The sequence below is a fragment of the Amycolatopsis sp. NPDC006131 genome, assembly GCF_040614175.1.
In the GTDB taxonomy this organism is placed as follows: domain Bacteria; phylum Actinomycetota; class Actinomycetes; order Mycobacteriales; family Pseudonocardiaceae; genus Amycolatopsis_E; species Amycolatopsis_E tucumanensis.
The window spans coordinates 1-11,771 of sequence record NZ_JBEXTX010000173.1 but is presented as its reverse complement, the minus strand read 5'-3'; the positions used below and the strand labels follow the sequence as shown (position 1 = coordinate 11,771).

Here is an 11,771-nt window from a genome sequence, read left to right as displayed (position 1 = left end):
CCAACGGGAGAGAGCCAGCCGGCGGGCGCGCCCCCGCACACCCCCCCCCCCCCCCCCCGACGGGGGATCGCATTGGTGTGGAGAACAGCAGGCGGGCTTCAGAGGCTGCTCACCTCCGGAGTGTCGGCCGCCGCGGGCGCGTCCTTGCGGGCGGTGCGGATGGTGGCCAGTCCGAGGAATCCGCCGACGATCGCGATGGCGGCGGCGCCGAGGAAGGCGGTGGAGAAGCCGTCGGTGAGGGCGATTGCGTTGCCGATTTCGCCCGCGCCGAACGAGAGGCCGACTGCGGTCATCGCGGCCAGGCCGAGGGCCGAGCCGATCTGGTAGGAGGTGTTGACGATGCCCGACGCGAGGCCACCTTCCTCGGGCTTGGCGCTGGAGATCGCCATGCCCAGGGACGGGATGAATGCCAAAGCCTGGCCGAGAGCCGCGACGAGCGACGCCGGCAGGACGTCGACCACGAACGTGCCGGTGGGCCGGACGAAGGACAGCCACACCAGGCCCGCCGCCAGCGCCCACAGCCCCGCCACGATCAGGGTCTTCGGCCCGAACCGGGCGATCAGGCGCGGCGCGACGCCGACCATCAGGATCACGATCAGCAGGGTCATCGGGAGCAGTGCCGCGCCACTGGCGAAGGCGCCGTAGCCGAGGACCTGCTGCAGGTACAGGTTGAGGAAGTACCACATCGGGATCCACGCGGCGCCCAGCAGCAGCTGCGCCAGGTTCGCGGCGCCGAGGCCAGGTGTGCGGAAGATGCCGAGCCGGACCAGCGGAACCCGCCGGGACCGCTGGATGGCCAGGAAGATCACCAGCAGTGCGATGCCGCCGGCCAGGGCGCCGAGCGTGGCCGCCGATCCCCAGCCCTGCTCCGGCGCGCGCACGATCGCGAACACGGCCAGCGCGAGACCGGCGGTGACGGCCGCGGCGCCCGCGACGTCCACGGCGCCGCGGCGGGACGGGGTGGCCGGCATGAGGGCGGGCGTGGCCACGATCGCGATCAGCGAGATCGGGACGTAGAGCCAGAAGATCCACGGCCAGGACAACCATTCGGTGATCACGCCGCCCAGGAAGACGCCCGCGGTGCCGCCGGCAGGCGCGGCCGCCCCGTAGAGAGCGAGCGCTTTGGCGAGCTCCTTCGGGCGCTCACCGAACAGCACCATCAGCAGTGTCAGGGCCGACGGTGCGATCAGCGCCGCTCCGGCCCCCTGGAGCACCCGGCCGGTCAGCTCGACTCCGGCGGTTCCGGCGAGGGCGGCCACCACCGAGCCGCCGAGGGTGACGACCCAGCCCGCGCTGAACATGCGCCGCGCGCCGAACAGGTCGGACAGCCGGCCGCCGAGCAGCAGCAGCCCGCCGAAGGCGACGACGTAGGCGTTGAACACCCAGGACAGGCCGTCCGGGGTGAAGCCGAGGTCGGACTGCATCTTCGGCAGCGCGACCCCGATGATCGAGGTGTCCATGATGACCATGAACTGGGCGAGTGCGATGAACCCGAGCGCCCACCAGCGCCGGGAACTCGGTTGTGAGGCGGTCATTGCCTTCACTCCTATACCTATGGGGGGTATCTGGTGGAGCGAAGGTAGCCCCGGGTTCCCGGGTCGCGCAAGTACCCCCGGGGGGTAATAGTGTGATCTAGATCGAGCGGGTGGATCCGGCGCCGCTGACGCGCTCGGCCACGACGGCCAGGAAGTGCGGGCACCGGGCGAGGTCGTCGTGGTCGCAGTCGAGGGCGCACTCGATCAGGTCGAGTGCCGCCTGTGTGCGTGCGATGCGTGCGGTCAGTTCCTCGCGTTGCCGGCGGAGTATCGCCTGCCGCTCCGCGGGTGCGGAGGCGGTGAGCATCTCCCGGATGGCGTCCAGGCTGAGCCCCGCTTCCTTGGCTCGCAGGATGACCGCGACGCGGCAGAGGTCCTCCGGCCCGTAGCGGCGGCGGCTGCCTGCTCGCGCAGGGTTGAGCAGGCCGGTCGCTTCCCAATGCCGCAGCACGTGCGTGGCCAGCCCGAAGCGAGTGGCGATCTCGCCAATGCTCATCGTCGCGTCGCTTGACTTCATGTCGGCATTAAGTCGCAACCTGGCGAGCATGTCCACCAACACGAGTCAAGCCGACCCGGTCGCCAGGTTGATTTCCGTCCTCGACGCCGTCGATGCGCTGCCCGGAGCCGCGGAGCTGCGACAGCGAACCTATGAGCTGCTGCGTGCCGCTCCGGGGGTTCGGGCCGTGGACGTCGGGTGCGGCGCGGGCCGGGCGGTTGCCGAGCTCACCGGCCTCGGGGTTCGCTGCGTCGGCGTCGACCCCAGCGACACCATGCTCGCCGCGGCGCGCCGGCGCTGGCCCGGACTCGAGTTCGAACAGGGGACGGCCGAAGCTCTGCCGCTCGGGGACGGGACTTGCGCGGGATATCGGGCCGACAAGGTCTTCCACGAGCTGTCCGAGCCGGGGCGCGCCATCCGGGAAGCGTGGCGAGTCCTCGAGCCGGGCGGCAGGGTCGTCCTCGTGGGACAGGACTGGGAGACGCTCGTGATCGACTCCGGCGACCCGGCCCTGACCCGCGCTCTCGTCCAGGCTCGTGCCGGCACCGTCGCCAGTCCGCGAGCCGCCCGCGGCTATCGCAACCTGCTGCTGGACCAGGGGTTCACCGAGGTGAGCGTCGAGGTGCACACCGCCGTGCTGACCGAAGCCACGATGCTGCCCGTCGTGACGGGATTGGCGCACAGCGGTGCCGAATCGGGAGCGGTGTCCGCCGAGCAGGCCGAGGTCTGGCTCGCGGAACAGCAGCAGCGGGCGGCCGACGGGCGGCTGTTCATCGCCATCCCGATGTTCCTGGCCTCGGCCACCCGCCCGTGAGCGGCGCCTAGAACGGCTTGGACAGAAGGAAGTAGGCGTACCGCTTGTCGAGTTCGTTCTCCGGCACGAGCTCGATCGCCTCCGGTGTGAGCCCGATGTCCTCGGCGAGTTGCCAGAAATCCGGGATCCGGTAGGTCGTCATCGCGGCGATGCCTGTTTTGTAGGAGCGGCGGCGCGATTTGCTGCGCCACCGGCCGTCGTCGTACTTGATCTGGATCAGTGCGAGGCCGCCCGGGACCAGCAGGTCCCGGGCGATCCGCAGCAGCCGTGCACCGTATGCGGGGGTCGGGATCAGTTCGAAGACGTAGCACGACAGGAAGACCTCGCACGGCCCGCCGATCAGGGCGAGCGCCTGCTCCGGGTTTTCGACGTCGACCCGGACGGGGATGAACGGCGTCGAGCAGGAGGCGGCGACCTGCTTGGCGGACTCGTCGAGGCTGGCCCGCGCGACGTCCACACCGACGTACTCGTCGCACTGTGGCGCGAAATGCACGGCGTTCGCTCCTCCGCCGCATCCCCACTCCACGACCCGCTTCCACGGCCGGTCGAACTGAACCATCCGCGCGCCACGCTGGAGCATTGTGAGATGGCGCGCGCCGATCTCGTGCCACAGGTCGTTCCCGGCGAACACCGGCGCGTCGCGCCAGTGCGAGTTGGCCTTCCAGCTTTCGCTGCCGGCGTCCTCCCAGTATTCGGAGGCGTCCCGCGAGATGGTCGCTTCCGACTGCCGGAGCCCCGCGGTCGCGAGCGCCCGGTGGGCGAAGTCCCGCCCCAAGGAGGCCGCCCGCCTGGCCAATGCCCCGATCGCAGCCATGTCCATACCTCCCGGCGAGTGTGATCGCCGAACTCTACTACTGGATCTAGTACTATCGTGGTCGGCGGGTCGCGCGTTTCGAGTGGCAGGTCACGAGGTGCGCGCTCGATGCAAGTCGCTACTGTGGGGGTCATGACCACGGCACGTCTCAGCCTGCCCGCGCGGTGGCTGCTGCTCGCCGTGGTGGCGTTCGCGCTGGTGGTCATGCATCACGCGCCCGCCCAGCACGTGGGCGGTGCATCACACATGACTCCGTCCGTGATGGCCGTCACCGATGCCGGGCCTTCCTCGATCACGGATCCGATGCCCGGCGGATCCGATATGGCCGCGGTGCTGCACCAGTGCCTCGCGGTGTTCGGGCAGGCCGCCGTCTGGATGTTCCTGCTGCTCGCAGCCGTGGTGTTCGTTCGCGTTACGGCGGGTACCCGCCTCGCCGTGCGCCCGCTGACGGCCGGAGGGCCGGATCCACCGCCCAGACGCGATGGGCGCAAGATCCTGAACTCGGTTTGCGTGTTGCGCCTGTGATGCGTTGGCGGTGTTTCGCGCCAGCAACGACAGGTGAACAACAAACGCGACCGAAGGAAGAAGCATGAAGAAGGCATTTCTGGGTACGGGCATTGCTGTGGCAACCGCCGGCCTCATCCTGGCGGGGTGCAGCGGTGGTGACGAGCAGCACTCGGGCATGGACATGGGCAGCAGTAGCGCCGCTGCCCCTTCGTCCGCTCCTGCTCAGGCTGCGGCCCACAACGACGCGGACGTGACGTTCGCGCAGGAGATGATCAAGCACCACCAGCAGGCCATCGACATGGCCAAGCTGGTCCCGACCCGCAGCGCCAGCGACCAGGTGAAGAACCTGGCGAGCCGGATCGAGGCGGCGCAGGATCCCGAGATCCAGCAGATGCAGGCCTGGCTCACCCAGTGGGGTGCTTCGACGAGCACGATGCCCTCGATGTCGATGCCCTCGATGTCGATGCCGTCGTCGATGCCCGGTATGGACCACGGGTCGATGCCCGGCATGATGACCGACGCGGACATGCAGAAGCTGGAGCAGGCCAGCGGTGCCGAGTTCGACAAGATGTGGCTGCAGATGATGGTCCAGCACCACCAGGGTGCGGTCGAGATGGCCCGGACCGAGGTGGCCAACGGCTCGAACGCCGACGCGAAGGCGCTTGCGCAGCGCATCATCGACGACCAGACCGCGGAGATCAACGAGATGCAGCAACTGCTGACCACTCTCTGATCGGCAGGCTGGGCAAACCGGGTGGGGAAGCGGTCGAAGACGGCTCCCCATCCGGTTCTCGTTTCACGGGGACGACACCTCGCGAGTGGTAAGCGGATTCCTCCAAAGGGGACAGTTGCACATCTCTGAATGTGTTGTGCCGCTTGTGGGATATGTCATCGCGCCGAGCCACACGATCGGGCGAAGGGCAGTGTGGACGGTGGCAGCCGTCCCTCGGGCGCTGCTAGCGTCGCGACTGTGCGTACCGGCACGGCTACTTGGCGTCGGCCAGCAATTCTCCTGATTCTGTTGGGACTGCTGGTTGTCGCCGGCGCACATCCGGAGGCGGGCTCCGGCCTCATCACCGACGACCACGGTTTCGTGGTCGAACATGGTCACTCCACCGGGGAGCACGAGTTCCCCGAGGGGGACCACCACGAGCACTCGGCTCATCCGACGGCGACACCAGCCGTCGCCCACGCCCGCGACTACGTGCCGGAGCCAGCCGACTCGGCGATCATCCTCCCCGAGCCGACGGCGCAAGTTTGCGGGGCCGCGATCGCCGCGGCGCGGCAGCCCGGACCGCCAGGACGGTCCGGGCGTCAACGCCTTCTCGATCTCAGCCTTTCGCGTACCTGAGCAGGAGCTCTGCCAGCCGCCGGGCAGCACTCGTCCGGGGGCGCAGCCTGCTCATATCCGCATCGCACGAGATCGAAGGTTCGATGAACGTTCTGCCCAAGCAACGCATGCCATCCGCACGCCTGCACGCCTCCGGCGCGTACTGCCACTCCGTCGCCCGGGCCGTCGGGAACACCCCGGTTCTGTGGATCGAAGACCCCGTCGCCGGCTCGGGCCGGGGGTTCTGGGCGAAGCTCGAAGGCTTCAACCCCGGCGGGATGAAAGACCGGCCCGCCCTGCACATGGTCAGCAAGGCACGAGAGCGTGGCGAGCTCGCCGACGGTGCTCCGATCGTCGAATCGACGAGCGGCACCCTCGGGCTCGGTCTCGCCCTCGCCGGGATCGTGTACGACCACCCCGTCACCTTGGTCACCGATCCAGGTATGGAACCGATCGTCCAGCGCATGCTGGCCGCCTACGGGGCCCGGATCGAGCTGGTCACCGAGCCTCATCCGACAGGCGGGTGGCAGCAGGCACGCCGCGAACGCGTGGAGCAGCTGCTCGACGGACAACGCCGCGCTTGGTGCCCCGATCAGTACAGCAACCCGGACAACGTCGCGGCCTACGCCACCCTGGCCGACGAGCTCGCCGCGCAGCTCGGGCGCATCGACGTTCTGGTCTGCTCGGTCGGCACCGGCGGGCACTCGGCCGGGACCTTCCGGGCCCTCCAGCTCCACTTTCCCCATGTCCGGCTGATCGGCGTGGACACCGTGGGCTCGACGATCTTCGGGCAGCCGGCCGCGTCCCGGCTCATGCGCGGGCTCGGCTCCAGCATCCACCCGCGGAACGTGGACTACGACGCGTTCGACGAGGTGCATTGGGTCGCTCCGCACGAGGCGGTGTGGACCTGCAGGCAACTGGCCGCCACTCACCACGCCAGCGGCGGGTGGAGCGTCGGCGCCGTCGCGCTCGTGGCCAGCTGGGTGGCGCGCACCCACGACCCCGACGTCCGCGTGGCCGCCGTCTTCCCGGACGGACCGCAGAGGTACTTCGACACCGTGTACAACGACGACTACTGCGCGCGTCACCGGCTCCTGGACTCCCCGCCCTCGATGGAACCGGACACCATCGGCAGCCCGGACGAGCGCGTCGTTCACCGGTGGACGCGCTGCCGGACCGTGGTGGACCCCGTCGTGTCCGTGGCGGAGACGACCGCGGGAGTGCCCCGGTGACCCGGCTGGTCCAGCAGTTCCGCTCGTTCGGGCGGCCGAGCCGGCTGTTGATGATCAACCAGTTCACCATCAACCTGGGCTTCTACATGCTCATGCCCTACCTCGCGAGCTACCTGTCCGGTCCGCTCGGCCTGGCCGGATGGGCCGTCGGCCTCGTGCTCGGCGTCCGCAACTTCTCCCAGCAGGGCATGTTCCTGATCGGCGGGACCCTGGCCGACCGTTTCGGCTACAAGCCGCTGATCGTGGCCGGCTGTCTCCTGCGCACGGCGGGGTTCGGGCTGCTCGCGGCGGTCAATTCGCTGCCGAGCCTGATCGTCGCCTCCGCGGCGACCGGCTTCGCGGGGGCCCTGTTCAACCCGGCCGTGCGGGCGTACCTGGCTGCCGACGCGGGCTCCCGGCGTCTGGAGGCGTTCGCCGTCTTCAACGTCTTCTACCAGGGCGGCATCCTGGCCGGGCCTCTCGTGGGCCTGGCACTCACGACCGTGGACTTCCGGTTGACGTGCCTCGTGGCCGCGGCGGTCTTCGCGGTCTTGACGATCGTGCAGCTGCGCGCGCTACCGCCCCGGGTTCAGGCCGAGCCGGGGGAGCGGCGTTCCGTGTTGAGCGAGTGGCGCAGCGTCGCCGCGAACCGGACCTTCGTCTTGTTCTCGCTGGTCATGATCGGGTCCTACGTGCTGTCGTTCCAGACCTACCTCGCGCTGCCCATGCAGGCCCGGCGGGTCGCCGGCTCGGCGACGGCAAGTGATGCGCTGGTCGCCGGCCTGTTCGCGGTGTCCGGCGTGCTGGCCCTGGTCGGGCAGCTGAGGATCACCAGCTGGTTCAAGGCCCGGTGGTCACCAGGGACCTGCCTGGTCATCGGCCTGTCACTAATGGCGCTGGGCTTCGTGGCGCCGCTCGCCGCCGCACGTGCGGGATCGGTTGCCGGCGCCGTCGCGCTCGTGCTCGCCGCCGCACTGGTGGCACTGGGGACCGTGGCCGTCTTCCCGTTCGAGATGGACACCGTGGTGCGGCTGTCCGGCGAGCGCCTCGTCGCCACCCACTACGGCTTCTACAACACCATCGTCGGTGTCGGGATCCTGGTGGGGAACCTGTTCACCGGCACGGTGTTCGACTTGGCGCGCACAGCAGGATGGCCGGAGCTGCCGTGGCTGGCGCTGGCGCTGCTGGGCGCCGTGTGCGCCCTCGGGCTACGGCTGCTGGACCGTGGCCGGAAGCTTGCAGCGGAGCCGGCGCCGGTGTGACCAGGCAGGGGAGCGGATGCGGGGCGGAGGTGAGCCGGCCCCGCATCCGCCGGCGTGCCCGCGGGAGGGGGGAACCGGGGCACGCGGTACGCGCTCGGAGAACGCGATCACCGCCGGTGATACTAGGGAAAGTAGTAGACATTGGCAACCGTCATCGCTGGTCCTGGTAACCGCAGTGCCGCGCGAACCGATATCCTGAACGAGCTGGTGTCGGGCATCGCGGAGTCGAGGAGGTGGGGATGTTCGGTCTCGGTGACCTCGAATCCGCGGTCATGGACGTGTTGTGGGGAACCCCGGAGCCGGTCAAGGTCCGGGAGGTTCTCGAGCGGCTGGACACACCCCGGCAGCTGGCCTACACCACGGTCATGACGGTCCTCGACAACCTGCACCGCAAGGGCTGGGTTCAGCGTGAGCTGGATGGCAAGGCCTACCGGTACGAGCCTGCTCTCGGCCGGGAAGAGGCGGCGGCTCGCGCGTTGCGCGGCATCCTCGATTCCTCGGGGGACCCCGAAGCCGTGCTGTTGCACTTCGCCCAGTCGGTGTCGGAGGAGGAAGTCGACGTCCTGCGCAAGGGCCTGCGCCGGAAGACCCGACGGCAGTGATCGCCGCCCTGTCCCTGCTCGCCGGCGCGGTCGCGGCGGGCTGGTTGCTGCCGGGCCGGCTACGCGCCCTGGATCTGCGCAGGCGCGATCCGGTCCTGCTGATCGTCTGCTGGATGCTTGCCATGCTCGGGGTGGTGCTGGCGGCCGCGGCGGGTGTCGTTCTCCTGCTGATGCCGGCCCACGGCTCCTTCGGGCCGCTGCTCGCCGCGATCAACAGTTGCTGGAACGCGCTGCAGCACGGATCGCCACCGGCCGCGGAAGAGCTGGGTGGAATGCTCGGTTCGATCGTGCTGGCGGCTCTGGCCTGCCGGCTGGTCGTCGTCGGTGTGCGGGGTATCCGGCGCCGGGCGCGAACCCGGCGGAAGCACCTGGCCGCGCTCCGGCTCGCGGGGCGGCCGGATGACGCGGTTCCGACCACGTTGTGGCTGACGCACGACCGGCCGCTGGCCTTCAGCATGGGCGGCCGCCGCGGCGTGATCGTCGCCACCGAGGGGCTGCGCCGGCATCTGGACCAGGACGCCGTGACAGCCGTGCTGCTGCACGAGCAGGCGCACCTCGCCGGACGGCACCACCAGCTGATCGCTCTCGCGGACGCGCTGCGCGCCGCGCTGCCCTTCGTGCCCCTGTTCCGTCAGGCGCCTGATTCGCTCCGTCAACTGGTCGAACTCGCCGCCGATGTCGCCGCGATCCGGCAATGCGGTCCTGGTGCAGTTCGTGCCGCGTTGCTCGGCGTCTCCGGTTGTGGCGCTCCGGCGAGTGCCCTGGCGATGGCACGCGATGCTGTGGACGTGCGCCTGGCTCGGCTGGAGGAGGGCATCGTGCCCTCTCGCGGGCTGCCCCGGATGATGAGGTGCGGTGCGGCTGGGATCACCGCGGGTGTCCTCCCGTTCGTGGCCGGCACGGCGCTGACGCTGTCGGTCGCCCTGGTCGCCTGCCCGCTCGGCATTGCCTGAGGCGTTTCGTGCATCTTGAGTGGGGCCTGTCACCCCTTGGAGTGATCTTCTACTACCACCGTTAGTATGGCCGCCGGCGTTTCGGGGGCGCCGTGAACGCAACGGACGCACCAGTGAAGCGGCCGGGCCGCCGTCGGCCTGGGCCGGGAAAACGGAGGTAGAGCGACGTGGCGGTACATCAACGTGGCCGGATGGCTCGCCGCGGGCTCGCGCTGTGCGCGGCCCTCGGTATTGTCGCCGCCGTCCCCGTGGCGAACGCACAACCGCCGACGGATCCCCAAGCCGAGTACGAGCAGCTGTCCGAGGAGGCGGGCAAAGCCGACGAGGACCTGCTCAAGGCCCAGAACGACCTGGCGAGGCGGAATTCCGAGCTGGACCAGGCCAATGCCGACCTCGCGGCCGCCAATGTGAGCCAGCAGCAGGCCGCCGCAGCCGTGGAGCAAGCCCGCGCCGATGTGGACCGATTCGCCGCCGAGGCCTTTCAAGGTGGTGCGAGCTCGAGCCGCATGTCCGCGGTGATGTCCAGCGGATCGATCCAGAACTTCCTCGACAAGATGTCCGCCCTCGGCGTCATCGCGGACCAGCAGAACGGTGCGCTCAACGCGCTGACCGCCGCGCTGGCCGCCGCGGACCAGGCTCGCGCCGATGCTCAAGGAGCGCAGGAACGTGCCGCCACCGCCCGGGACGCTGCGGCGCGGCTGACCGAGGAGATCCGGCAGAACAAGGCGACCCTGGACGCCAGGATCGTGGAGGTGCGGCGCGCTCTCCAGCGGCTCAGTCCGGCGACCCGAGCCGCGATGGGCACTGTCAAGGACACCGGTTCCTACCTCGGTCCACCGGGGGCCGCGAACACCGCGCTGCAGGCCGCTCTCGCCAAGCGCGGCTCGGAGTACGAGTGGGCCGCGGCCGGGCCCAGCGAGTTCGACTGCTCCGGCCTCACCATGTGGGCGTACCGGGCCGCCGGGATCTCGTTGCCGCACTCCAGCCGCATGCAGTACACGCTGGGCCGGCCGGTGTCCCAGAGTGAACTCCTGCCGGGCGACCTGGTGTTCTATGACGACGGCAGCGGCAACCCTTCCGCCATCCACCACGTGGGGATGTACGTCGGCGACGGCAAGATGGTCGACGCTCCGACCGAGGGGCAGTTGGTCGATGTCCGGTCCATCCGAGGCGATGGGCACTACATCGGGGCTCGACGCATCGTCGGCTAGGCACTGTCCTGTAAGTCATCGGAGCCAGAGGATGATGGCGGCGATGGTTGAGTTCGGCGTGGTAGTAGGCGGCGCGTTTGGCGTAGCGGGTGGCCAAACCGCGGAACTGTTTGAGTCGGTTGAAGCAGCGTTCGACGACGTTGCGCCGCTTGTAGAGGTCATGGTCGAAGGCTGGTGGTCGCCCGCCGCAGGAGCCCTTGGCGGCGCGGCGGGCGATCTGATCCTCACGCTCGGGGCTGACGAACCGGAGCCGTCGATCCCGCATCGCCTGCCGGGTTGAGGGGTGCGAGTAGGCCTTATCCGCGACCACCGCGTCGGGTCGACATCGTGGTCGGCCCGGTCCGATCCGGGCGACCGCGATGCCGTCGAGCAGCGGTAAGAGTTGTGGGTTGTCGCCGGCGTGGCCGCCGGTGAGCAGCACCCGCATCGGCAGCCCGCGTCCGTCGACCGCGAGGTGGATTTTGGTGCTCAGTCCACCGCGGGAGCGGCCGAGTCCTTCTCCGTCGACCGCGAGGTCTTCGACGCCGGGCGTGCAGCCCCCTTTTTCCGGGCGCCAGCAGCGTGCTGGTGCGCCCGGACCACGCTCGAATCCACCGAAATGATCCACTCGACCTCACCGACGGAGTCGTCTTTGACGATCACCTCGTCCAGAATCCTCTGCCAGGTGCCATCGGCGGTCCACAACCGCAACCGCTCGTGCGCGGTCTTCCACGGCCCATACCGGTCGGGCAGGTCACGCCACGGAGCGCCGGTGCGCAGCTTCCACAGGATCGCGTTGAGGACCTGCCGGTGATCTCGCCACCGCCGACCCCGACCCGACACCGGCGGCAACAGCGGCTCGATCCGCGCCCACGCCCGATCCGTCACCTCACCCCGACCCACCATGGACCAAGATCAAACCAGATCCGCAGCTAGATCAATTACAGGACACGGCCTAGGCGGGTCCCAGTGAGGCGGCGCCGGCCGTTGAAGTAGACGGTGATCTGGTGTTCGCACTGGTCCCGTGCCTCCGCGGCCTGCCGGTCCGCGGGCGATT

At 69.6% G+C, this 11,771-nt stretch carries 12 protein-coding genes and 1 pseudogene; 9 read left to right on the top strand and 4 right to left on the bottom strand.

The features are described 5' to 3' along the window. Positions 1-98 precede the first annotated feature (98 nt). Together ABZ215_RS41595 and ABZ215_RS41590 are read right to left on the bottom strand one after the other, a co-directional pair. Positions 99-1,535: an MFS transporter gene (locus ABZ215_RS41595; RefSeq protein ID WP_354956317.1), complete on the bottom strand. Its 1,437-nt coding sequence runs from the start codon at positions 1,533-1,535 to the stop codon at positions 99-101. Positions 1,536-1,632: 97 nt separating this feature from the next. Further along, positions 1,633-2,052 (bottom strand): MerR family transcriptional regulator, encoded by a 420-nt coding sequence (locus tag ABZ215_RS41590; RefSeq protein WP_354956315.1) that lies wholly within the window; start codon positions 2,050-2,052, stop codon positions 1,633-1,635. Positions 2,053-2,080: 28 nt separating this feature from the next. On the opposite strand from ABZ215_RS41590, the gene ABZ215_RS41585 reads away from it, so the two are divergent. Beyond that, positions 2,081-2,845: a methyltransferase domain-containing protein gene (locus ABZ215_RS41585; RefSeq protein ID WP_354956314.1), complete on the top strand. Its 765-nt coding sequence runs from the start codon at positions 2,081-2,083 to the stop codon at positions 2,843-2,845. Between the two features lie 7 nt (positions 2,846-2,852). On the opposite strand, the gene ABZ215_RS41580 is transcribed toward ABZ215_RS41585, so the two are convergent. Continuing rightward, positions 2,853-3,659, bottom strand: coding sequence for a class I SAM-dependent methyltransferase (locus ABZ215_RS41580; protein WP_354956312.1), 807 nt, complete (start codon positions 3,657-3,659; stop codon positions 2,853-2,855). Between the two features lie 132 nt (positions 3,660-3,791). Here ABZ215_RS41580 and ABZ215_RS41575 point away from each other — a divergent pair, with 132 nt between their 5' ends. The 8 genes from ABZ215_RS41575 (at position 3,792) to ABZ215_RS41540 (ending at position 10,735) form a co-directional block, all read left to right on the top strand. Then, positions 3,792-4,184 (top strand): hypothetical protein, encoded by a 393-nt coding sequence (locus tag ABZ215_RS41575; RefSeq protein ID WP_354956310.1) that lies wholly within the window; start codon positions 3,792-3,794, stop codon positions 4,182-4,184. 64 nt (positions 4,185-4,248) lie between these two features. After that, a complete protein-coding gene (locus ABZ215_RS41570) occupies positions 4,249-4,899 on the top strand; it encodes a DUF305 domain-containing protein (protein WP_354956308.1) in 651 nt (216 codons plus the stop codon). 288 nt (positions 4,900-5,187) lie between these two features. Beyond that, positions 5,188-5,517 (top strand): hypothetical protein, encoded by a 330-nt coding sequence (locus ABZ215_RS41565; RefSeq protein WP_354956306.1) that lies wholly within the window; start codon positions 5,188-5,190, stop codon positions 5,515-5,517. A gap of 83 nt (positions 5,518-5,600) precedes the next feature. Next, complete coding sequence (locus ABZ215_RS41560) at positions 5,601-6,728, top strand: PLP-dependent cysteine synthase family protein (protein ID WP_354956304.1); 1,128 nt, start codon at positions 5,601-5,603, stop codon at positions 6,726-6,728. Then, positions 6,725-7,969: an MFS transporter gene (locus tag ABZ215_RS41555; protein WP_354956302.1), complete on the top strand. Its 1,245-nt coding sequence runs from the start codon at positions 6,725-6,727 to the stop codon at positions 7,967-7,969. The genes ABZ215_RS41560 and ABZ215_RS41555 overlap by 4 nt, the downstream gene beginning before the upstream one ends. 239 nt (positions 7,970-8,208) lie before the next feature. Beyond that, the gene (locus ABZ215_RS41550; protein WP_354956300.1) at positions 8,209-8,571 is read left to right on the top strand and encodes a BlaI/MecI/CopY family transcriptional regulator; all 363 of its coding nucleotides are present in this window, start codon (positions 8,209-8,211) and stop codon (positions 8,569-8,571) included. Continuing rightward, positions 8,568-9,524 carry a M56 family metallopeptidase gene (locus ABZ215_RS41545; RefSeq protein ID WP_354956298.1) on the top strand — a complete coding sequence of 319 codons (957 nt, stop codon included), beginning with the start codon at positions 8,568-8,570 and terminating at the stop codon, positions 9,522-9,524. The genes ABZ215_RS41550 and ABZ215_RS41545 overlap by 4 nt, the downstream gene beginning before the upstream one ends. Before the next feature lie 191 nt (positions 9,525-9,715). Further along, positions 9,716-10,735: an NlpC/P60 family protein gene (locus ABZ215_RS41540; protein WP_354956296.1), complete on the top strand. Its 1,020-nt coding sequence runs from the start codon at positions 9,716-9,718 to the stop codon at positions 10,733-10,735. 15 nt (positions 10,736-10,750) lie between these two features. On the opposite strand, the pseudogene ABZ215_RS41535 reads toward ABZ215_RS41540, so the two are convergent. Then, positions 10,751-11,617 (bottom strand): annotated as a pseudogene (locus ABZ215_RS41535) (IS5 family transposase). Positions 11,618-11,771 lie beyond the last annotated feature (154 nt).

Bases quoted from the DNA above. Each gene is read 5' to 3' on its own strand.
- ABZ215_RS41595 (WP_354956317.1), bottom strand. From the start codon at position 1,535: ATGACCGCCTCACAACCGAGTTCCCGGCGCTGGTGGGCGCTCGGGTTC.
- ABZ215_RS41590 (WP_354956315.1), bottom strand. From the start codon at position 2,052: ATGAAGTCAAGCGACGCGACGATGAGCATTGGCGAGATCGCCACTCGC.
- ABZ215_RS41585 (WP_354956314.1), top strand. From the start codon at position 2,081: ATGTCCACCAACACGAGTCAAGCCGACCCGGTCGCCAGGTTGATTTCC.
- ABZ215_RS41580 (WP_354956312.1), bottom strand. From the start codon at position 3,659: ATGGCTGCGATCGGGGCATTGGCCAGGCGGGCGGCCTCCTTGGGGCGG.
- ABZ215_RS41575 (WP_354956310.1), top strand. From the start codon at position 3,792: ATGACCACGGCACGTCTCAGCCTGCCCGCGCGGTGGCTGCTGCTCGCC.
- ABZ215_RS41570 (WP_354956308.1), top strand. From the start codon at position 4,249: ATGAAGAAGGCATTTCTGGGTACGGGCATTGCTGTGGCAACCGCCGGC.
- ABZ215_RS41560 (WP_354956304.1), top strand. From the start codon at position 5,601: ATGAACGTTCTGCCCAAGCAACGCATGCCATCCGCACGCCTGCACGCC.
- ABZ215_RS41550 (WP_354956300.1), top strand. From the start codon at position 8,209: ATGTTCGGTCTCGGTGACCTCGAATCCGCGGTCATGGACGTGTTGTGG.
- ABZ215_RS41540 (WP_354956296.1), top strand. From the start codon at position 9,716: ATGGCTCGCCGCGGGCTCGCGCTGTGCGCGGCCCTCGGTATTGTCGCC.